16 protein-coding genes are annotated in these 20809 nt (G+C 73.5%); 5 read left to right on the top strand and 11 right to left on the bottom strand.

The genetic code is table 11. The features are described 5' to 3' along the window. A partial coding sequence (locus ABD899_RS02540; RefSeq protein WP_345201921.1) for an HNH endonuclease signature motif containing protein occupies positions 1-1359 on the top strand: 1359 nt, incomplete at its 5' end. 115 nt (positions 1360-1474) lie between these two features. On the opposite strand, the gene ABD899_RS02535 is transcribed toward ABD899_RS02540, so the two are convergent. From ABD899_RS02535 to ABD899_RS02525, 3 genes are all read right to left on the bottom strand, one after another. Next, a complete protein-coding gene (locus ABD899_RS02535) occupies positions 1475-1948 on the bottom strand; it encodes a nucleoside deaminase (protein ID WP_345201920.1) in 474 nt (157 codons plus the stop codon). Positions 1949-2054: 106 nt separating this feature from the next. Beyond that, entirely contained in the window at positions 2055-4061 is a 2007-nt protein-coding gene (locus ABD899_RS02530; protein ID WP_345201917.1) for a hydantoinase B/oxoprolinase family protein, read from the bottom strand. A 1-nt stretch (position 4062) separates the two neighbouring features. Continuing rightward, complete coding sequence (locus ABD899_RS02525) at positions 4063-6264, bottom strand: hydantoinase/oxoprolinase family protein (protein ID WP_345201916.1); 2202 nt, start codon at positions 6262-6264, stop codon at positions 4063-4065. A 158-nt stretch (positions 6265-6422) separates the two neighbouring features. Between ABD899_RS02525 and ABD899_RS02520 the strand changes: the two genes are divergently transcribed. After that, on the top strand, positions 6423-7214 hold the full coding sequence (locus ABD899_RS02520; RefSeq protein ID WP_345201914.1) for a class I SAM-dependent methyltransferase: 792 nt from the start codon (positions 6423-6425) through the stop codon (positions 7212-7214). A 126-nt stretch (positions 7215-7340) separates the two neighbouring features. On the opposite strand, the gene ABD899_RS02515 is transcribed toward ABD899_RS02520, so the two are convergent. From ABD899_RS02515 to ABD899_RS02480, 8 genes are all read right to left on the bottom strand, one after another. Further along, positions 7341-8240: a carbon-nitrogen hydrolase family protein gene (locus tag ABD899_RS02515; RefSeq protein ID WP_345201912.1), complete on the bottom strand. Its 900-nt coding sequence runs from the start codon at positions 8238-8240 to the stop codon at positions 7341-7343. Beyond that, positions 8240-8899, bottom strand: coding sequence for an SRPBCC family protein (locus ABD899_RS02510; RefSeq protein ID WP_345201909.1), 660 nt, complete (start codon positions 8897-8899; stop codon positions 8240-8242). Before ABD899_RS02510 ends, ABD899_RS02515 begins: the two co-directional genes overlap by 1 nt. Then, a complete protein-coding gene (gene cutA / locus ABD899_RS02505; RefSeq protein ID WP_345201907.1) occupies positions 8896-11307 on the bottom strand; it encodes an aerobic carbon-monoxide dehydrogenase large subunit in 2412 nt (803 codons plus the stop codon). The genes ABD899_RS02510 and cutA overlap by 4 nt, the downstream gene beginning before the upstream one ends. After that, entirely contained in the window at positions 11304-11891 is a 588-nt protein-coding gene (locus ABD899_RS02500; RefSeq protein WP_425474931.1) for a (2Fe-2S)-binding protein, read from the bottom strand. Before ABD899_RS02500 ends, cutA begins: the two co-directional genes overlap by 4 nt. Continuing rightward, the gene (locus tag ABD899_RS02495; RefSeq protein ID WP_345201904.1) at positions 11888-12772 is read right to left on the bottom strand and encodes an FAD binding domain-containing protein; all 885 of its coding nucleotides are present in this window, start codon (positions 12770-12772) and stop codon (positions 11888-11890) included. The genes ABD899_RS02500 and ABD899_RS02495 overlap by 4 nt, the downstream gene beginning before the upstream one ends. Before the next feature lie 121 nt (positions 12773-12893). Then, positions 12894-14309: a YlbE family protein gene (locus ABD899_RS02490; protein WP_345201903.1), complete on the bottom strand. Its 1416-nt coding sequence runs from the start codon at positions 14307-14309 to the stop codon at positions 12894-12896. Next, positions 14306-15799, bottom strand: coding sequence for an AllF/FdrA family protein (locus ABD899_RS02485; RefSeq protein WP_345201901.1), 1494 nt, complete (start codon positions 15797-15799; stop codon positions 14306-14308). Before ABD899_RS02485 ends, ABD899_RS02490 begins: the two co-directional genes overlap by 4 nt. Continuing rightward, positions 15796-16686: an oxamate carbamoyltransferase subunit AllH family protein gene (locus ABD899_RS02480; protein WP_345201900.1), complete on the bottom strand. Its 891-nt coding sequence runs from the start codon at positions 16684-16686 to the stop codon at positions 15796-15798. Before ABD899_RS02480 ends, ABD899_RS02485 begins: the two co-directional genes overlap by 4 nt. 249 nt (positions 16687-16935) lie before the next feature. Here ABD899_RS02480 and ABD899_RS02475 point away from each other — a divergent pair, with 249 nt between their 5' ends. Genes ABD899_RS02475 through ABD899_RS02465 form a run of 3 tightly spaced genes read left to right on the top strand, consistent with a single transcriptional unit; the run spans position 16936 to position 20757 of the window. Beyond that, entirely contained in the window at positions 16936-17751 is an 816-nt protein-coding gene (locus tag ABD899_RS02475) for an FAD binding domain-containing protein (protein ID WP_345201897.1), read from the top strand. Further along, a complete protein-coding gene (locus tag ABD899_RS02470; protein ID WP_345201896.1) occupies positions 17751-18242 on the top strand; it encodes a (2Fe-2S)-binding protein in 492 nt (163 codons plus the stop codon). The genes ABD899_RS02475 and ABD899_RS02470 overlap by 1 nt, the downstream gene beginning before the upstream one ends. Next, complete coding sequence (locus ABD899_RS02465; protein ID WP_345201895.1) at positions 18235-20757, top strand: xanthine dehydrogenase family protein molybdopterin-binding subunit; 2523 nt, start codon at positions 18235-18237, stop codon at positions 20755-20757. Before ABD899_RS02470 ends, ABD899_RS02465 begins: the two co-directional genes overlap by 8 nt. Positions 20758-20809: the final 52 nt, after the last annotated feature.

Here is a 20809-nt window from a genome sequence, read left to right as displayed (position 1 = left end):
CTCGAGCCGTGGCGGGTCGACGCGGTGGTGTCGGCCTCGGCCGACGTGGCCGTCGAGCGTCTCGTGGAGTTCGAGGCGCGCCTGTACTGCGCGGACGTCTCGGCCCTGCCCCGGCCGCGGCTGGTGGAGCGGGCCCGCAAGGCGGCGGTCAGGTCCGACCCGCAGAGCGTGACCCGGGGGGTGGCTCGCGCCCGGTCCCGCCGGGGCCTGAGGGTCGGCCCGTCCGCCACGACCGGGCTGATGCGCTGGACCCTCGAGGTGCCCGACGAGCTGTCCCGGCGCGTGTTCGCAGCGGTGGACGCCCTGGCCCAGGAGTACCTGGCCGCCGACCGCGCCCGGACCACCACCACCGCCGGCGGCGGACCGGGTGGGGGGCGGCGCACCGTGGAGGCGGCCCGCCTCGACGCGCTGGCCGACCTGGTGTTGGCCAACGCGCACGTGGAGACCCTCGTCGAGCTCGTCGTGCCCGTCCGGGCGGGCACCGGCGACACCTTCGTCACCCGCCCCGACCCGCGCACCGCCGCCGCCGCGTGCACCCGCCCCCGCCCGCAGGGCGCTGCCGCGCCGGGCAGGGCCGCGGCCGAGGGCAACGACCGACAGGGGCACGACCCCACCCCGGCGGGTGGCGTGCGCGTCGACGAGGTCCTGCTCGACCTCCTCCTGGGGCAGGTCACCGGAGACACCCTGGCTTCGGGGAGCCTCGAACGCACCCTCGGGATGGTCCTGGGTCAGTGGCTGGAGACCCAGACCAACCCGTTCCTGACCGGCCACCCCCCACCTCGCGCACCGCACCCGCCGTCGGTGCCGCACCCGCCGTCGGTGCCGCACCCGCCGTCGGTGCCGCTGTCGGTGCCGCCGCCCGTGGGGCACCCGCCGCCGGTGCCGCTCCCGGTTCCGGATTCGGAGTCGCGGCCGGTCTGGTTCGTCGAGGGGCTGCTCGAGGCACCGGGCGCGTGCGCGCTGCTTCCCGAAGAGGTCGTCGCCCTGCTCAGCGACCCCGACACCCGGATCCGCATCCACGACGGACCCCCGGGCGCGGCTGACGGGCCCCCCGCCCGCCGACGCACCTATCGCCCCGGCAAGGCCCTGGCCGCCCGGGTCCGGACCCGCGACCGGCACTGCCGCTTCCCCGGGTGCAGCGTCCCGGCCCACCGCTGCCACCTCGACCACGTCACCCCCCACCCGGCCGGGCAGACCGTCGAGGAGAACCTCCAGGCGCTGTGCCCGGCCCACCACGGCTTCAAGCACCACGCCGGCTGGACCGTGACGATGACCCCCGACGGCACCTGCACGTGGACCACCCCCACCGGACGCACCCACACGACCACCCCACCCACCCTCCACGACACCGCCGCCTGAACGACCCGACCGTGAACGCGGAAACGGGAGCGGTCACGCTCGGCGCGACGAGGGCACGAGAGCGCGACGAGGGCACGAAGGGCGAGAAGCGCCTCGACTCGGCCGGGAGGGTCGGTCAGTAGGGAACGCGCGAGGCGGTGGCCCGCCAGGCGTCGAACGGCTCGTCGGCGCGAGCCGTGGGGTGGTGTTCCCGACGCAGCGGCCACGGCGCGCCGGGGGAGGCGTCGAACAGCCGGTGGAAGGCGGCGTCGTCGAACCCGGCCGCGGCCGCCGCGTGCCGGTCGGCAGCGAACACGACCGCGTCGAGCCGGGCCCACAGCAGCGCGGACAGGCACAGCGGACACGGCTCGCACGACGCGTAGACGGTGGCGCCCGGCAGGGCGAACTCGCCGGCATCCCGGCACGCGGCTCGGATCGCGACGACCTCCGCGTGGGCGGTCGGGTCGAGGTCGGCGGTCACCCGGTTCGTCCCCTCGCCGAGGACGACGCCGTCACGCACGACGACCGCGCCGAAGGGTCCGCCCGAGCGGCGCACGTTGTCGACGGCGAGGTCCACTGCTCGGTCCAGCCAGGCCAGCTCGTCGCTCATGCCGGGATCCTGCCACCCCGTGGCTCGGAGGATCCTGCCACCCCGTGGCTCGGAGGGTCCTGCCACCCCGTGGCTCCGAGGACCCTGCCCGCCGGCGGACCGCCCCTCACACCCAGTCGACCGCAGCGGCGGTGGCGCCACCGGACAGGGCGGCGTAGCCGGGCCCCCGGTCGAAGAAGGGCGACTCGCCCCGCCCCGCCCGCCGCTCGGCACGCAGCGCGTCGGACGCCGCGACGTCGACGACCGGTTCGTCCTGGGTGCCGGTCGCGACGACGCCGTAGTCGGCGCGCGCGCCCGCGAAGGAGACCTTGCCCCAGCGCAGGTCGCGCTCGACCTCGTCGTAGGGCCGCTCGAGCGGGTCGCCCCAGCCCCCGCCGCCCGTCGTCCGGATGCGGATGACCTGACCCGCGGTGACCGGCTCGGCGTCGGCGAGGGCGTGGACGAGGCGCTCGTGCGGCCCACCGACGTCGATGGTGACCTGGAACGGCCTGCCGGCCTTCCCGCCCTTGACGCCCCAACACGCGAGGATCGAGCGGTCGGCGATGGACATGAAGTTCGCGTCCTCGAGCATCCGGATGTGCTTCTCGTACCCGAGACCGCCGCGGTGCCGTCCGGCGCCCCCGGAGTCGACGGCGAGGCCGAGGCGCTCGACGACGAACGGGAAGCGGGACTCGGTGAACTCGGTCGGCAGGTTGCGTGAGTCGGGCACGACGTGGATGGTGTCCTCGCCGTCGGCGTAGTAGCGCCCGCCGGAGCCGCCGCCGAGCACCTCGCGCATGAGGTAGTCGTTGCCGTCGCGGTCCTTGCCGTAGACCCCCGTGTAGCGGATCGTCTCCTGGTCGGCCGGCATCCGACCGTCGACGGCCTTGGCCACGACGCCCGCGAGCACGCCGAGCAGGCGCAGGATGACGAAGGTGCGGGCGTTGGTCGGGGCGGGGTAGATCGGCGTGAGGAGCGTCCCCTTCTCGGGGAAGCGCATCTCGATGAGCGGCACGACGCCCTCGTTGACGTCGAGCTCGGCCATCCGCTCGGGGGTGTCGGCGAGGTTGCGCAGGATCGGGGCCAGCCACTTCTTGAGGAAGTTGCCGCCGACGTAGTCCCCGCAGTGGTTGATCGGCCCCTTGGCCTGAGGGCCGGTGCCGGTGAAGTCGATGACCAGCCTCGGGCCGCCGTCGCCCGGGCCGGGGCCGCCGGTCGAGTGCTTCGTCAGGGTGATCCGTTGGGTGTGCAGCCGCGGCTCGTCGACGCCGTCGTGCTCGGCGTAGTCCTCCCAGACGTAGGTGCCGTCGGGGATCCTGCCGAGGATCTCGCGGCGGTACGTCTCCGTCGTCGCGTCGAGGATGGCGTCGAAGGCCGCCTCGATCGAGTCCCGCCCGTAGCGCGCGAACAGTTCGGACAGGCGGCGCGCGCCCATGAGGCAGGCGGAGCACTCGGCGTCGAGGTCGGCGGCGAGGCTGTCCGGCATCCGGCTGTTCCGGGTCATGATGCGCAAGGCCGCCTCGTTGGGGACACCGGCGTCCCACAGCCGGATCGGCGGCACCGACAGGCCCTCCTCGAACACGCTCGTCGCCTTGCTCGGCATCGAGCCGGGCACGGCCCCGCCGATGTCGTCGTGGTGCCCGAAGGCCTGCACGAACGCGACGACCTCCCCCTCGTGGAAGACCGGCACGGTGACGCACAGGTCGGGCAGGTGACCGATGCCCCCCTCGGACTCGTAGACGTCGTTGTGGAAGAACACGTCGCCCTCGCGCATGTCCGCGAGCGGGAAGTCGCGCACGATCGGGTGGACGAGGGCGGAGTACGAGCGCCCGGTCAGCTTTCGTAGCTGGCGGTCGTGGATGCCGGCGCGGAAGTCGTGTGCGTCGCGGATCATCGGGCTGCGCGAGGTGCGGGCGATCGCGGTCTCGACCTCCATCTCGACGCTCGCCAGGGTGCCCTGGACGATCTCGACGAGGATCGGGTCGACGGTGCTGCCCTCCGCGGTCAGCCGGTTGCCGTGCTCGTATGCCGTGGGCAAGCCAGCGGGGTTGAGCGGCGCCCCGGCGGTGGTGGCGGGCGCGCTGCCGGACGTGGCCGGCGGGGCGACGGCGTGACGGACCATGGGGCCGCACATCTCAGGCCTCCTTCGTGACGACGAGGTTGCCGAACGCGTCGACGCGCACGGTGAAGCCGGGGTGGACGGGGACGGTCGAGCCGAACTCCTCGACGATCGCCGGGCCGGACAAGGTGTCACCGGCCCGCAGGTCGGGGCGCCAGTAGACGTCGGTGGTGACGGACCCGGCATCCGCGTCGAAGCAGACCCCACGGGTCGAGCGCGGGGCGAGCGCCGTCCCGTCGCGAGTCGGCACCTCGCGCAGCTCGGGGCGGGTGATCGGCCCGACCCCGGTGACGCGCAGGTTGACCCACTCGACCTGCTGGCGGGGGTCCCCCCGGAAGTCGTAGCCGTAGAGCTGGCGGTGCGCCTCGTGGAACCGGTCGGCGACCGCGGTGGCGTACGCCTCGTCGACCCGGCCCGGCCTCGCGGGCACCCGCACCTCGTAGGCCTGCCCGACATAGCGCAGGTCGACGGTGCGGGCGTACTCGTGCTGCTCGCGCGGGAAGCCCTCGGTGTCGAGCGCGGCGGCGGCCTTGGCGGTGAGCTCGTCGAAGACCCTCTCGACGCCACCGTGGTCCAGGCCCGCGTGCCGGGCGACGTGGGTCTGCACGTAGTCGTTCCTGACGTCGACAGTGAGCAGGCCGAAGGCGCTGACGTTTCCGGGGTTCTGCGGCACGACGACGCCGGCGAGGTCGAGGACGTCGACGAGCCGGCAGGCGAGCAGCGAGCCCGAGCCGCCGAAGGTCGTGAGCACGAAGTCCCGGACGTCGAGCCCTCGCTTGACGCTGACCTGGCGCAGCGCGTTGGCCTGGTTCCAGGCGGAGATCTCGAGGATGCCGGTGGCGCACCGCTGCTCGTCGAGGCCGAGTCGTTCGGCGAGCTCGCGGATGCCGCGCCGGGCCGCCTCGACGTCGAGGGGGATCTCCCCCCCGAGCAGGTGCGGGGGGATGCGGCCCAGGACGAGGTGCGCGTCGGTGATCGTCGGCTCGGTGCCGCCCTGGGCGTAGCACAGCGGGCCGGGGTCCACACCCGCGGACTGGGGGCCCACCTTGAGGGAACCCTCCGGGGAGACCCGCGCGATCGAACCGCCGCCGGCACCGACGGTGACGACGTCGATCATCGGGATCTTGCTCGGGTAGGCGCCGACGCTGCCCTCGGTCGTCAGGGTCGGCTCGCCGTCGAGGACGACGGAGACGTCGGTCGACGTGCCACCGCCGTCACAGGTCAGCACCTTGTCGAAGCCGGCCCTGCGGGCGATGAGCGCGGCGCCGAGCGCGCCGGCTGCGGGCCCGGACAGCACGGTCGTGATCGGCTGGTGGACGACCTCGTCGGCCGAGAGCACCCCGCCGTTGCTCTTCATGACGTAGAACCCACGGGAGGGCTTCGCCCCCCCGTGCAGCCCCCCGGAACCTGCCCCACGGGAGGGCGCCCACGCAGAGCGTGGGACCCGCGCCCCCCCGTGCACCCCCCCGACCGCACGGATCTCGCTGCGCTCCGGTTGCCACATCGCGCGCAGGCGCGAGCTGATGCTGGACACGTACCGACTGACGTCGGGCTTGACCGCGGCGTCGACGAGGGTGGTCATCGACCGCTCGTACTCGCGGTACTCGCGCAGCACCTCCGAGCTGATCGAGACGACGGCCTCGGGGTGCTCGCGGGTCAGCACCTCGCGCATCGCCAGCTCGTGCTCGTCGTTGGCGTAGGAGTGCAGGAAGCACACGCCGATCGTCGTGATCCCCCGCTCGCGCAGCCAGCGCGCGGCGGCCACGGCACCCGACTCGTCGAAAGGCCGGATGACGTTGCCCTCGAAGTCCATCCGGCCCCCCACGGTGCGCACGTGGTCGGCGGGGACGATCCGGGGGGGCTTGACCCAGAAGTAGGAGTTCCCGTAGCCGTCGGGAACGGCCTGGCGGGCGATCTCGAGCATGAACTCGTAGCCCTCGGTCGTGATGAAGCCGAGCCGCCCGACCTTGCCCTCGAGCAGCTTGTTCGTCGCGACGGTCGTGCCGTGGCACACCGCTGTGACGTCGTCGCCGGCGGCGCCCATGACGCCGAGGATCTTCTCGATGCCCGCGATGAAGCCGTCGGCGGGGTTCCCCGGGGTGCTCGGGGTCTTCGTCGTGACGAGCTCACCGGTCTCCTCGTCGAGGGCCACGACGTCGGTGAACGTCCCTCCGGTGTCGATGCCCACCCGGATCCGTCGCTGCGTCTGCTCGGCCATGGGCACGATCCAACTCCGCCACAGGGCTGCTTTCGTTGGCAGTTGCTGCCGACGAAGCGCCGGTTCCGGGCCACATCTCGCCACCACATCGGGCTCGCCGCTCGTCCGCCACCGGCACCGGGCTGGTCGGCCGCCGGCCGCCGTGCCACGGTGGACGGGTGTTCGGCGACGCGTCGGCCTACGAGCGCTTCATGGGGCGCTGGAGCGTGCTGCTCGCCCCGGCCTTCCTCGACGTCGTCGGCCTCGACGTGGCGACGCCGCCGGTCCGGGTGCTCGACGTCGGCTCGGGCACCGGCCACCTCGCGCTGGAGGTGGCCGGCCGCTGGCCGCGCTGCGAGGTCGTCGGCGTCGACCCGGCACCGGGGTTCGTCGAGGCCGCGCGTCAACGCGTGCGGGCCACGGGTGACGCCCCCCGTGTCCGGTTCGAGGTCGGTGAGGCCGAGCACCTCCCCCTCGAGGACGGCTCCGTCGATGCCACGGTCTCGCTCCTCGTCATGACCTTCCTGTCCGACCCGGTCCGGGCGATGGCCGAGATGCTCCGGGTCACCCGGGCCGGCGGGGTCGTCGCCGCCGCGGTCTGGGACTACGGCGGTGGCATGGGGATGCTGCGCGCGCTCTGGGATGCCGCGGCCCGCCTCGACCCGTCGGTCGTCGGGCAGGACGAGGCGACGATGCCGCTCGGTCGCCCCGGCGGACTCGCCGGCCTGTGGCGCGGCTCCGGCCTCACCGGGGTCGACGACGGCGCGGTCGAGGTGCGCCGGCGGTACGGGACGTTCGAGGACTACTGGGCCCCGTTCCTCCACGGCACCGGCCCGGCCGGCGTGTACGTCGCCGGGCTCACCGATGCCGGTCGCGCCGCCCTGCGCGCCGAGCTCCTCGCCACCCTCGGGCCCGGCCCGTTCGAGCTGACCTCGCGGGCGTGGTGGGTGCGCGGCACCGCGGCGGGCTGACCGGCATACACGCCCCTTCCTCTCGAAGTCAGGAGCACTTCGCCGGCTCAGGTCGCAGTACGGCCCTGAGCAGACGTACTGCACCTGAGTCCGCGGGGTGGGTCAGGCGCGGGGGAGGGGGGTGGGTCAGGCGTGGGGGAAGGACGTCTTCGCCGGGGCCTCGAGGTCCGCTCGGTGGTTGCGGATGAGGTCGAGGTTGCGGTCGCGCAGGTGGTCGAAGCCCTGCCCGATGTTCGACCCGGGCGTGAGCGACGACAGCGCGTCGGCGGGGTCGAGCCGGGCCGAGACCCAGCCCTCGTGCGTCGCGGCCTTCGCGACGATGTGCCCGATGGGGGTCACGATGTGCGAGTTGCCGAAGTAGAGCACCCCCGCGGGGTCGGCGCCGACGGCGTTCGCCCCGATGACGTAGACGTGGTTGTCGTAGGCGCGCGCCCGTGAGGTGAGCTCCCAGATGTCCGCCGAGCGCAGCAGCGCCGACGGGCGGCAGATCACCTCGGCGCCCTGCACCGCCTGGATGCGCGACAGCTCGGGGTAGTCGCCGTCGAAGCAGATGATCATCCCGATCCGGCCGAGCTCGGTGTCGCACACCGTGACCGTGTCGCCCGGCGTCACCCACCCGCCGCCCGAGACCGCCTCGGAGCAGAACGGGTGGGTCTTGCGGTAGACCCCGAGCAGTGTGCCCGCAGGATCGATGAGCACCGACGAGTTGTGGACGACGGTGGGGGTCGGCCCGCGCTCGTACGTGCCGGCGACGAGGTGGATGCCGAGCTCGGCGGCGACGTCGCGCAGCGGCTCGGCGACCGCGCCGGGCAGCTCGGAGACGAGCTCCCACAGCTCCTCGGTCGGGCAGCCGGGGGTGAAGCCGGTCGTCGCCGACTCCGGCAGGACGACGAGCTCGGCACCGGTCGCCGCGACGCACCGGCGCGTGACGTCGACCATCCGGTCGAGGTTCGCCGCCACCGACGCCGCGGTGAGCGGCCCCGGCACCGGCGCGATCTGGACCGCGGCCGCCGTGAAGGCGCGCATCAGGACCGCCGCCCGATCCGTGCCCCGAGCGCGACCCCGGCCAGCGCCAGCAGGCCGCCGACGAGGGTGCCGAGCGCGAACCCTCCGCGCGAGCCGAGGTCGAGCGCGCCCCGGCTCGGCGCCGCGCCACGACCGACGTACACCCCGGGTGCGGATGCCGCGCCCTCGCCCCCCGCGAGCGGCGCGCCGACCGCGGTCGTCGCCCCGGCAGGGACGAGGACCCCGGCGATGTCCTGGTCGAGCGAGAGGAAGAACTGGCCGGCCATCTTCTTCGTCACGCCGACGAGCATCCGCTGGCCGACACCCCCGATGGCCCCCCCGACCGACGCGTCGGCGTCGTAGCTCAGCTCGGTGCCGCCGTCGGGGGAGGGCACGAGCCGCACCCTGACGTCGGCGTCGATCGTGCCTGGGGCGCCCGCGCCGGAGGCCTTCATCGTCAGCGAGTGGGGGGCGACCTTGTCGGCGAGCGAGACCTCACCGGCGTACGTCCCCTTGATCGCCGCGACGCCCGCGGTGACCGACATGGCGTAGCGGTCCTCGCCGACGGTGCTCAGGGCCTCGCAGCCCGGGATGCACCGGGCGAGCACGGCGGGGTCGAGGATCGCCTCCCAGACCTTGTCGACGGGCGCCTCGAGCGTGGACGTGCCGGAGATCTTCATGGCGAGCCTTCCTGCGCGGGAACGGTGTCGGGGTCGCGGGCGTGCTGCTGGCGCAGGTGCCACAGCTCCGACGGGCTGATCGGCATCGAGCGGATGGGGAACCCCTCGGCGTCCTCGATGGCCGAGGCGATGACGGCGGTGACCGGGATCGTGCCCGCCTCGCCGGCGCCCTTGAGGCCGAGCGGGTTGAGCGGGCTGGGGGTCTCGAGGTGGTCGGTCTCGATGTGCGGGACCTCGGAGGCGTAGGGGATGAGGAAGTCCATGAACGAGGCGTTGAGCAACTGCCCCGACTCGTCGTAGGCCATCCGCTCGTAGAGCGCCCCACCGACCCCCTGCGCCACGCCGCCGTGCACCTGGCCCTCGACGATCATCGGGTTGACCATGACCCCGCAGTCGTGGACGACGCAGTAGCGCAGGATGCGGATCTCCGCCGTGACCGGGTCGGTCTCGACGATCGCCGCGTGCATGCCGTTGGCGAAGGTCGCCTGGGTGGGGGAGTAGAAGTCCTGCGCCTCGAGCCCGGGCTCCTCGTCGTCGGCGACCGGCGGCCTGTCCGGGTCGAAGGTGCCGGCGAACTGGGTCGCCGCCTGCGACGACTCGTCGAACGCGTACCGCAGCGGGTTCGACAGCACCGCCACCGTCGACAGGGCGATCGAGGTGCCCGGCGCCCCCCTGACCGAGATGACGCCGTCCTCGATCTGCAGGTCGTCGGCTGCGACCTCGAGGGCGTCGGCCGCGATCCGGAGGGCCTTCTCGCGCACGACCCTCGCCGCGAGCGCGACGGCGTTGCCGGACATGACCGCCCCGCGGGAGGCGAAGGTGCCCACGGCGTACGCCATCCGGCGCGTGTCCCCGGTGGTGACGTGGACGTCCTCGATCCGCACGCCGAGCTCGTCGGCGACGATCTGGGCGAGGATGGTCTGGTGCCCCTGGCCCTGGGTCGTCAGCCCCGTGGCGACGTTGACCCGGCCGCTCGTCTCGACGTGCACGTGCCCGCCCTCGTAGGGGCCGACCCCGGTGCCCTCGACGTAGCAGCCGATGCCGAGGCCGACCCGGCGGCCCTGCGCCTCGGCCTCCCGGCGGTGGTCCGCGAAGTCGTCCCAGCCGACGAGGGCCTTGAGCTTCGCGAGGGATGCCGGGAAGTCACCGGAGTCGTACTTCAGGGGTCGCCCGTCCTGGAACATCAATCCGTGGTCGTAGGGCATCTCGTCGGGCTGGATGAAGTTGCGCGCTCGCACCTCCGCCCGGTCGAGACCGAGGTGGGCCGCGACGGCATCCATCGCGCGTTCCATCGCGAAGCACCCCTGGGGGCGCCCGGCTCCGCGGTAGGGGGTCACGAGCACGGTGTTCGTGTACAGGGACCAGAACTCGACGCGGTAGGCCCCGGGCTTGTAGGGCCCGAGCAGCTGGGTGGCGGTGATGATCGGGACGATGATGCCGTAGGGCGTGTACGCGCCGTTGTCGTGCCAGAAGCGCACGTCGAGGGCGAGGAGGCGCCCCTCGTCGTCGAACCCGACCGTGACCTCCTGGAGCTGGCCGCGCTCGTGCGAGCTCGACACGAAGTGCTCCCGGCGGTCCTCGGTCCACTTGACGTCGCGGCCGAGCAGCCGGGCCGCCCACGGCACGAGGACCTCCTCGGGCCACGGGTGCATGATCTTGACGCCGAAGCCGCCGCCCACGTCGGGCGCGGTGCACTCGACCTTGGCGAGCGGCATCCCGAGCTTGGCCGCGACGGCCGCGCGCACCCCCGTGCTCGTCTGGGTCGAGGAGTACAGGCGCAGCGACTGGTCGTCGACGTCCCAGCGGGCGAGCACGCCCTTGCCCTCCATCGGCATGGACGCGCTGCGCTCGATCGCGAGGTCGAGGGTGAGCGTGTGGGGGGCGGCCGTCATCGCGGCCTCGAGGTCACCGACCTCCTGGACGAGGTGGGCGGCGACGTTCCCGGGCGCGTCCGGGTGGACGAGCGCCTCGCCGTCGCGCGCCTTCTCGATGCCCACGACGACCGGAAGGCCCTCGTACGAGACCCGGATCCGCTGGGCGGCGTCCTCGGCGACGTAGCGGTCGCGCGCGACGACCATGACGACGGCCTCCCCGACGTGGTTGACCTCCTCCCGGGCCAGGCAGTGGCCGGTACGCGGGTGGGTGAGGGCCGGGTGGGGGATGAGCACGGGCAGCGGCTCTGCGACCCGGCCGGTGAGGTCCTCCCACGTGTAGATCGCCTCGACCCCCTCGACCTCCCAGGCGTCGTGGATGTCGATGTCGACGATGCGGGCGTGGGCGTGCGGGCTGCGGACGAAGGCCGCCGCGAGGGCGTGCCGGCCGAGGTCGTCGAGGTAGCGGCCGTTGCCGGTGAGCAGGCGGGGGTCCTCGCAGCGCTGGACCTTCTCGCCGAACTGGCGGGTGCTCATCGGGCCACCTCGTCCGCCCCGTCGCCCGGTCGACCGCCGGCCGACGGGTCGCTCCCGGTGCGGCGGATCTCGGCCGCGCGACCGACCGCCGCGACGATGTTCTGGTATCCGGTGCAGCGGCACAGGTTGCCCGAGATCGCCTCGCGCGCCTCCTCCGGCGTCGGGTCGGGGTTCTCCTCGAGGAAGGCGGTGATCGTCGTGACGAACCCCGGGGTGCAGAAGCCGCACTGCAGCCCGTGGCACTCGGCGAAGGCCTGCTGGACGGGGCTCATCGCCGCGGGGTCGTCGCCGATCCCCTCGACGGTCGTCACCTCGTGGCGCTGGGCGCTCACCGCGAACATGAGGCAGGAGCGCATCGGCCGGCCGTCGACGAGCACCGTGCACGCGCCGCAGACGCCGTGCTCGCACCCGACGTGGGTGCCGGTGAGCCCGAGGTCGTGGCGCAGGAAGTCGGACAGCAGGCGCCGGGCGGGGGCGGTGGCCGAGTGCGGGACCCCGTTGACGCGCACCGTGATGTCGAGCAGCTGCTCGGCGGCCGGGCGGGACGGGTCGGCCGTGCTGCTCTGGCTCGTCGGGCCGCTCACGCCGCCCCCTCCTGCGCCTCGGTGGTCGTGGCGGCGAGCGCCCGCCGGGTCAGCTCGGCGGCGAGCATCCGTCGGTAGTCGGCGCTCGCGTGGATGTCTCCCTCGGGGTCGACGTGCGCACGCACGAGCTCGACGACGGCCTCGGCGTCCGCCGGCGCGGTGGGGGAGTCGGCCTCCCGCCCGCCGAGCGCAGGGGTGAGGTCGAGCACGGTCGGCACCGGCGTCACCGACACGAACGACGCCCGCGCCGTGCGGACGACCCCGTCGGTGACCTCGACGGCCACGGCGACCCCGGCGAGGGCGTAGTCGCCGTGACGGCGAGCCGACTCGAGGAACGCCGTGCGCGTGCCCGGTGCGAACCGCCCGAAGCGCACGGCCTCGACGAGCTCGTCGTGGGCGAGGGTGGTCTCCAGCGGGCCCTCGAAGAAGTCGGCCGCGGCGATCTCGCGCCGACCGCCGGGGCCGACCGCCTCGACGACCCCGCCGGTGAGCACGGCGACCGAGGGCATCTCACCCGCCGGGTCGGCGTGCGCGATCGAGCCGACGGTCGTGCCGCGGTTGCGGATCGCGGGGTGGGCGACGTTGCGCAGGCCCTGGCGGATGAGCGGGAGGGCGGCACCCGCCCCGCCGTGCCGCTCGAGGGCGGCGTGCCGCACGAGGGCCCCGACGCGCACCCACGCATCGGTGACGTCCACGGCATTCAGCCCGTCCACGCCGTTGATGTCGACGAGGTGCCCCGGGCTGGCCAGCCGCATGTTGAGCACGGGGATGAGGCTCTGCCCGCCGGCGAGCACCTTGCCGTCGTGGCCGACCTCGGCGAGCACGGCGACGGCCTCCTCGACGGTGCGCGGGGCGTGGTGCACGAAGGGTCCGGGTTTCACCTGCTCGATCCTGCCTGCTCAAGGGGCTCGAGGGGAAGGCGCCGCCCCGCCGGAGGGCCGGGCCTTCGGCGAGAGGGCGGGTCGGGTCAGGGCGGCGGGCGCACCCGCCCCCTCGGTGGGATCAGGCCGCTCGGGAGCGGGCCCGGTCGGCGAGGGCGGCCAGCGCAGCGGGGAAGATCTCGGCCGGCGGGTTGACCAGCCCGGCTCCGACCTGACCGATGCCGGGACGGTTGCCGGCCATCCCGGTGTTGATCTGCGGCAGGATGCCGGTGCGGCAGACCGCGGCGACGTCGATGCCGGTCGGTGCCCCGTCGAACTCGAGCACCGGGATCGTCCAGCGGGGGTTCTTCGCGAGGGTGATCTCGTGCATCCGCCGGGTGGTCGCGAGCGCGTCGGGGACCGTCCCGCCGACGAAGCGCACGATCGCCGGGGCGGTCGCCATCGAGAACCCGCCGATGCCGGCGGTCTCGGTGATCGCCGAGTCGCCGATGTCGGGGTTGGCGTCCTCGGGGCCGAAGCCCCCGAGGTAGAGCCCGTCGATGTACTGCGCCGGACCGGTGAACCACTGGTCGCCGGTCCCCGACACCTGGATGCCGAACTCGGTGCCGTTGCGGGCCATCGCGACGACCATCGTCGACCCGTCGATGTCGCGGGCCGCGTCGAGCGCGAGCTTGCAGGCCGGCATCGAGAGGTTGAGGAAGAAGTGGTCGTTGCCCCCGATGAACCGCAGCACGTCCGCGACGTCGGCCGGGTCGTGGCCGGAGGAGGCGAGCCCCGGCGCGAGGTCCCGGAGCAGCATGAGCGTGCCGGAGCGGTTGCGGTTGTGCGCCTCGTCGCCCATCTGGAGCATCTGGGTGAGGATGCCGGTGACGTCGACCGGGTCACCGGCACGCACCGTGTCGCGCAGCAGCGGCCCGAGCACGGCGGACATCCACCGCAGCCGCTCGAGGACCTCCGGCGCGTGGGCGCCGAACCGCAGCACCTTGCCCAGCCCCTCGTTGAGCGAGCAGAAGGTCCGCCGCCCCGTGGCCGGGTCCTCGAGGACGAACATCCACATCGAGGGGGAGACCACGCCGGCCATCGGGCCGACGGTGCGCCGGTGGTGGCACGGCTCGAGGGCGAACCGGCCGCCCTCGAAGAGCGCCACGGCATCCTCGGGCGCATCGACGAGCCCCTCGAAGGCCGCGGCGCCCATGAGCGCCCCACGCAGCGGCCCCGAGGTGCGGTTCCAGGCGATCGGCGGGCCGGCGTGGAGGAACTGTCCGGGCTCGAGCCCCAGCACCTCCGAGGCCGGGGCGACGTCCACGAGCGACGCCTGGCTCGACAGCACCGCCTCGACCGCGCGGGCGTTCGCCGCACGCCTCAGCGGGTCGGTCGCGAGCACGGCGAGGTCGTCCGCGGTGCCGGCCATGGGTGGCTGCCACTCGACCCGCTCGACCGGGACGCCCTGCGCCTCGACCGCCGTCGCGAAGTGGTCTGCGCCGGTGGACACCAGCCCAGCGAGGGCCTCCGACGGGGCGGGGTTCACGACGGTCATGAGCTGGCTCCGGTGGTCAACGAGGCGGCCCGGGTGGCCGCGTGGGCGTTGGACAGGTGCACTTCGGCGCCCGCGTCGGCGAGGGCGAGCGCCTGCCGGGTGAGCCCCTGCGGGTCGTCCTCGGTGCCGACGCACGCGACGACGACCGGCAGCTCCCGACCGGCGTCGCGGGCCGTGGCGATGGCCGCGGCGACCGCCGGGGCGAGGAGGGCCGCGGGGTCGGCCTCCGCACCGTGCCCGAGCACGACGTCGAGGAGGAGCACCGCGGTGGCCGGGTCGGCGGCCGCCCGGGCCAGGTGCTCCAGCCGCAGCCCCGGGTCGATCATCGGGTGGGCCCGGCCACGGGTGAGGGCGTCGTCACCGAAGTCGACCATGAGGTGGGCATCCGCCGTGAGCGACTCGTCGAGCGCGAGCTCCGGGGCCAGCGGGATGTTGCTGCGGATCGGGCCGAGGCGTTCACCGGCGACGAGCATCGCCTCGTCGCACAGGGTGCCGCCGACGAAGAGCCCGCGGAGGTGTCCGGGCCCCGGGTGCCACTGCCGTGCGCCCCACACCGGCCACTCCGGCACGGGCCGCCCGAGCGAGCGCAGGAGCGCCTCGGTCGCCGTCGTCAGGTCGGGGCGGCCGGGGCCGAGCAGGGCGAGGTCGACGGGCGTGGACAGCGTGTCGGCGTAGGTCCGGACCGCCTCCGCCACCTCGGGTGCGGGCGGCTTCGAGACGAGCACGATACGGCGCACCGACGGGTCGGCGTCGAGGCGGCGGAGCGCCTCCATCGTCGAGAGCCCGCCGACCCCGGGCGAGAGGTCGCGCCCGCCCACGCCGAGCGCCGCGCCCACCCCGACCCCCGCCGCGGCGAGCAGGCAGATGAGCTGCTGGCACCCCGTGCCCGACGCGGCGACGATGCCGACCTCTCCGGCGGGTGCGACGTTCGCGAAGCCGAGGCCGACCCCTCCCACGACCGCGGTCCCGCAGTCGGGACCCATGACGAGCAGCCCGCGCTCGGCGGCGAGCCGCTTGAGGCCGATCTCCTGGTCGAGGGGCACGTTGTCGCTGAAGATCATGACGTCCGCGCCCGCGTCCAGCGCGTCCACCGCCTCGACGGCGGCGTGCTCACCGGGCACCGACACGAGGGCCAGAGCGGCCCCGGACCGCCGGACGGCGCTGGCGGTGGTGCGGGGCTGCACGGTGCGGGCGGCACCGTCGTCCCGGCGGGCGGTGACGACGAGGGCGTCGGCCACGGCGGCGAGCGCTCCCGCCAGCGCCTCCTCCGAGGCCAGCCGAAGCGCCACGACCAGGTCGTTGGGGGTGCAGGCGGGGACGTCGAACCCCATGCCCGAGAGGACGTCCACGTTGAGCGGGGTGCCCATCGCCACCTGCGCGGCGATGACTCCCGGTGCGGTCGCGACGTCCCTGCTGACCTGCAGCAGGGTGACCGAGTCGGCGTAGGCGCTGCGCAGCTCCACGTGCGTGAACCCGTCGCTGGGACTCATCGGGAGGCTCCTTGCCGTGAGGGTGAGGGTGGGGGTGGGGGTGGTTCGAGGGCGTCGAGGACGTCCGGGACGTCCAGTGCTTCCAGGGCGGTCAGTGCGTCCAGCGTGTCCAGGGCGGTCAGGGCGCCGAGAACGAGCCCCGACCCCGAGGTGTCGCCGATGTCGAGCACGTCGTCCGCCGACTGCTCGACCAGGTCCGCGTCCCCCACCGCCAGGCCCTCGAGGAGGCGGCGGAACTGCGGGACGCCCTCACCGCGGGCCGCGCACGCCAGCAGGGTCGCCGAGAGCGTCGTCGTCCGCTGTCGCGCGGAGAGCCCGACAGCGGTCCGGATCGACGCCAGCGCGGGATGCCGGGTCGCGGCTCCCACGGCGAGCCAGCCGGCCAGCACGTCGTCGCCGAGCGGGGTGAGCCCGCTGCCGAACCCCAGGAGGCCCGCCACGGCGGAGGCGTCGCACTCGGCCAGGCGCCGCATCGGTTCCTCGGGGAGCTCGGCGAGCGCCCCGGCCAGCCGGTCGCCGACGGCCTCCCGCAGCAGGTGGGCCGCGCGACCGACGGCATCCGGGCCGAGCACCCCGACGGTGGTGTCGACGATCTCGGTGACCTCCACCTCGAGCCCCGGCAGCCTGATCGAGCCCTCCCCCACGGTGGCACCGTCGCCGGGCCGGAGGAGGGGCAGCCGTGGACGCCGCGTGCGGACCCCGCACGGCACGTGCACCCCGCGGGAGGACACCACCCCGAGACACGCGCCGTCGAGGTCGAGGTACACCGCGTCGTGGCCGGCGTGCAGCACGGTCGCCGGACGGGACGGCCCGGAGACCGTGCTGCACACCGAGGCGGAGGCGGCGCCGGCCACGCGCTCCTGCGGGCACGGCTGCGGAAGGGCCACGACGCCACCGTATCGGTCGGGGGCCCGACGAGACAGGCCGACCGGCACCGTCCGACCGACCAGGGCTCACCGACACGGCCGACCGGCAGGAGTGAGACCGGACACGTCGGGCGCGGGGAAGCGCCCTGGGTCTCCCACGGCAGGGGGGAGCAGCGCTAGGGTCGGCACGACGGCACCGCGCGAAGGTGCGCGGGAGCCATCCCGGGGCCCGGTGCGGCCGCACGGCTGCGCCACTCGCGAGGAGGCGTCATGGCGGCCAGGTTCAGCTACGCAGCTCCCACCCGGCGGGAGCAGCTGCTCTCGCTCCTGGCCGATCACGGTCCCGGGGCGCGGGTCCTGGCCGGCGGCACGGACCTGCTGGGGGACGTGCGCAGCGGACTGGCCCGCCCGGCGATGGTGGTCGACGTCAAGCGGGTCGACGGGTACGCGGACCTGGCCTGGAGCGCCGAGGAGGGGCTCGTCATCGGTCCGGCGGTGACCATCAACGACGTGCTGTCGAGCTCGACGGTGCAGGAGGCCTACCCGCTCCTCGTGGCCTGTGCCAAGGACCTGGCCTCCCACCAGATCCGCAACCGCGCGACCGTCATCGGCAACGTCGCCAACGCCTCACCCTGCGCGGACATGTCGCCCGCGCTGCTGTGCCTGGGGGCCACGGTCGTCGTGTCGTCGCTCGACGCCACCCGGGAGATCCCGGTCACCGAGTTCTTCACCGGTGCCAAGCGCACCGTGCTGGCGCCCGGCGAGCTGATCGAGCGCATCGTCGTCCCGCCCGAGACCGCGAACGCCCGTGGCTCCTACCGCAAGCTGAAGCGCATCAAGGGCCACGACCTCGGCATCGTCGGTGTGGCGGCGATGGCCAAGGACGGCGCGTTGCGGCTCGGCATCAGCTCCTGCGCGGCGACCCCGCTCCTCGTGGAGGGGCTGTCCGCACGAGACCCCGCCGACGACGTCGTGGCTGCCGCGCACGCGGTGATCAGCCCCATCAGCGACGTGCGCTGCAGCAAGGAGTACCGGACCCACATGGTCGGCGTGTACGTCCGGCGGGCACTGCGAGAGGTGGCGTGATGCGCATATCGGTGACGGTCAACGGGCACGCGTTCGAACGGGACGTCGAGGAGCACTGGACCCTCCTGCGCTTCCTGCGCGACGGGCTCGGCATGACCGGCTCGAAGGAGGGGTGCGGGGCCGGCGAGTGCGGCGCGTGCACCGTCGAGCTCAACGGCAGGACCGTCAACTCCTGCCTGGCCCTCGCGGTGGAGGTGGACGGGGGGAGCATCCGCACGATCGAGGGCGAGGCGGAGCACGGACGGCTCTCCGAGATCCAGGCCGCCTTCGCGCGCCACCACGCGGTGCAGTGCGGCTTCTGCACCGGGGGCATGGTCATGACGGTGCGCGACCTGCTGCGACGCAACCCGAAGCCCTCGGTGGAGGAGATCAAGGAGGGCATCGAGGGCAACTTCTGCCGGTGCACCGGCTACGAGCAGATCATCGAGGCCGTCCTCGACGCATCGGGTCAGCTCGACGACTCCTCGAAGGGAGCACTGAGGTATGTCTGACGACACGAGCGTCCTGCCGCCGGAGAAGAGCGAGGCTCCCGGCCCCGGTGCGCCGGTCCCACCCACCGTCGGCGTCGACCACCCACGGGTGGAGACGACCGAGAAGCTGACCGGCGACGCGCTCTACACCGGGGACCTGCAGCTGCCGGGGATGCTCCATGCGAAGGTCAAGCAGAGCCCGCACGCCCGCGCTCGGATCCTGGGCATCGACACCCGTCGGGCCGAGGCGCTTCCCGGTGTCCACGCCGTGCTCACCGGCCACGAGCTCGACTACAAGATCGGCCTATACATCGTCGACAAGGACATCCTCGCCAAGGACGTCGTGCGCCACTTCGGTGAGGCGGTCGCGGCCGTGGCGGCCGAGAGCGTCGAGATCGCCGCCGAGGCCGTCGAGCTCATCGAGGTCGAGTACGAGGTGCTGACACCGGTGCTCGACCCGATGGTGGCCTTCGAGCCGGACGCCCCGCTCGTGCACCCGGAGCTCGGCAGCTACAGCTACGTCGAGGCGGCCTTCAGCCCCCAGCCGGGCACGAACGTCGCCCACGTGCAGAAGATCCGCAAGGGTGACGTCGAGCAGGGGTTCGCCGAGGCGGAGTGGGTCATCGAGCGCGAGTACACCAACCCCTCGGTCCAGCACGTCCCGCTCGAGACGCACGTCGCGATCGTGCAGTGGAAGGCCGGCGACCAGGTGACGATCTGGTCGAGCGCCCAGTCACCCTTCACCGTCCGCAACCTCTTCTGCACCGCGATGCGGCTGCCGCTGAACCAGGTCCGGGTCATCGTTCCGCACGTCGGCGGTGGCTTCGGCGGCAAGGCCGGTATCCACCTCGAGCCCCTCGTGGCCTGCCTGTCCCGCAAGGCCGGTGGCCGCCCGGTGCGGCTCCAGGCGACCCGTGAGGAGGAGTTCAGCCTGCTCCCGTGCCGCAGCGCACTGACGTACCGGATCAAGACGGGCGTCCGCTCCGACGGCACCATCACCGCCCAGCAGATGACGATGTTCTGGGATGCCGGGGCCTACGCCGACTACGCCGTCAACGTGACCCGCGCGTCCGGGTTCTCCGCCAGCGGACCCTACGAGCTGCCGAACGCGACCGTCGACGCCTACACGATCTACACGAACAAGCCCTACGGGACCGCCTATCGCGGCTTCGGCCACGTGGAGTTCTTCTGGGGGCTCGAGCGGCACATGGAGCTCGTGGCGCAGGCCATCGGGATGGACTCCCTGGAGTTCCGCAGGAGGAACCTGCTCAAGCCGGGTTCGGTCACGATGACCGGTGAGGTCATCACCGCGGACACCGGGGACCCCCTGGCCTGCCTCGAGGCCGCCGCGACGTCGATCGACTACGGCCGGCTCACCCCCGAGGAGGCCGAGCACGAGCGGCGCACCGGCCGTCGGATCGGCAAGGGCGTCGCCACGTTGCACAAGGCGCCGGCCATGCCGTCGTTCACCGCGACGGCCGCGGTGGTCAAGATGAACTCCGACGGTTCGGTCGTCCTGAACATCGCGCTCACCGAGATCGGGCAGGGCTGCAACACCGCGCTCGCCCAGATCGCCGCCGAGCGGCTGCGCTTCCCGTTGCACCGGGTCAGGGTGGCCGTCGAACGGGACACCGACAAGGACCCCTACGACTGGCAGACCGTGGCCTCCAAGGGGCTCCTGCTCTCCGGCAACGCCACCATCCTCGCGTGCGACAACCTGCTGGAGCAGGGGTACGCCACGGCGGCGCAGGTGCTCAGGGCGAACCCGGCCGACCTGGACCACGACGCCGACGGGGTCTTCGTCAGGCACCACCGCGACCACGGGGTCACGTGGCCCGAGCTGTCCATCGGCTACGCCTTCCCCAACGGCAACGGGATCGGCGGCCCCCTCGTGGGCGTCGGCCGCTACATCGCGCAGGGGCTGACCCACCTGGACAAGGAGACGGGTCAGGGGCTGCCGGCCCTCGACTGGACGTACGGCGCGCACGGTGTCGTCGTCGACGTCGACCCCGACACCGGGGAGTTCGACGTGCTGGCCATCTCCTCGGCGTACGACGTCGGGCGGGTCGTGAACCCGGGCCTCGTGCGGGGCCAGTGCATCGGCGGCATGGTGCAGGGGCTGGGGACGGCGCTCTGCGAGGGGTACATCTACGACCAGCAGGGCCGCCTGCTCAACCCGTCGTTCACGGACAACAAGATCCCGACCTCGCGGGACATCCCTGCACGGATCGAGAGCGCGGCGGTGCAGACCGCCCAGATCGACGGCCCGTTCGGCGCCCGAGGGGTGGGGGAGCACCCGATGATCTCGGTCGCCCCGGCCATCGGCAACGCGATCCAGCACGCCACCGGTGCCGAGCTCATGCACATGCCCATCCGTCACGAGGACGTGTGGCGGGCGCTGCAGAGCCATGAGCCGATCGACAACTGGATCACCGAGACCCCCGTCGGCTCCTGCCGCTCCGACCTCCCCGGCGGCAACCTGGCGGTGGAGGAGAGAACCCCACCCCTTCGACAAGCGCAGCCCGTCCTGCGGTGACGGACGCGCGACACCCTGTCAACACACCGGTCGACGACGCCCGGTAGGAAGT

This window comes from Fodinibacter luteus, assembly GCF_039541575.1.
In the GTDB taxonomy this organism is placed as follows: domain Bacteria; phylum Actinomycetota; class Actinomycetes; order Actinomycetales; family Dermatophilaceae; genus Fodinibacter; species Fodinibacter luteus.
This window is presented reverse-complemented; position numbering and strand designations above follow the sequence as displayed.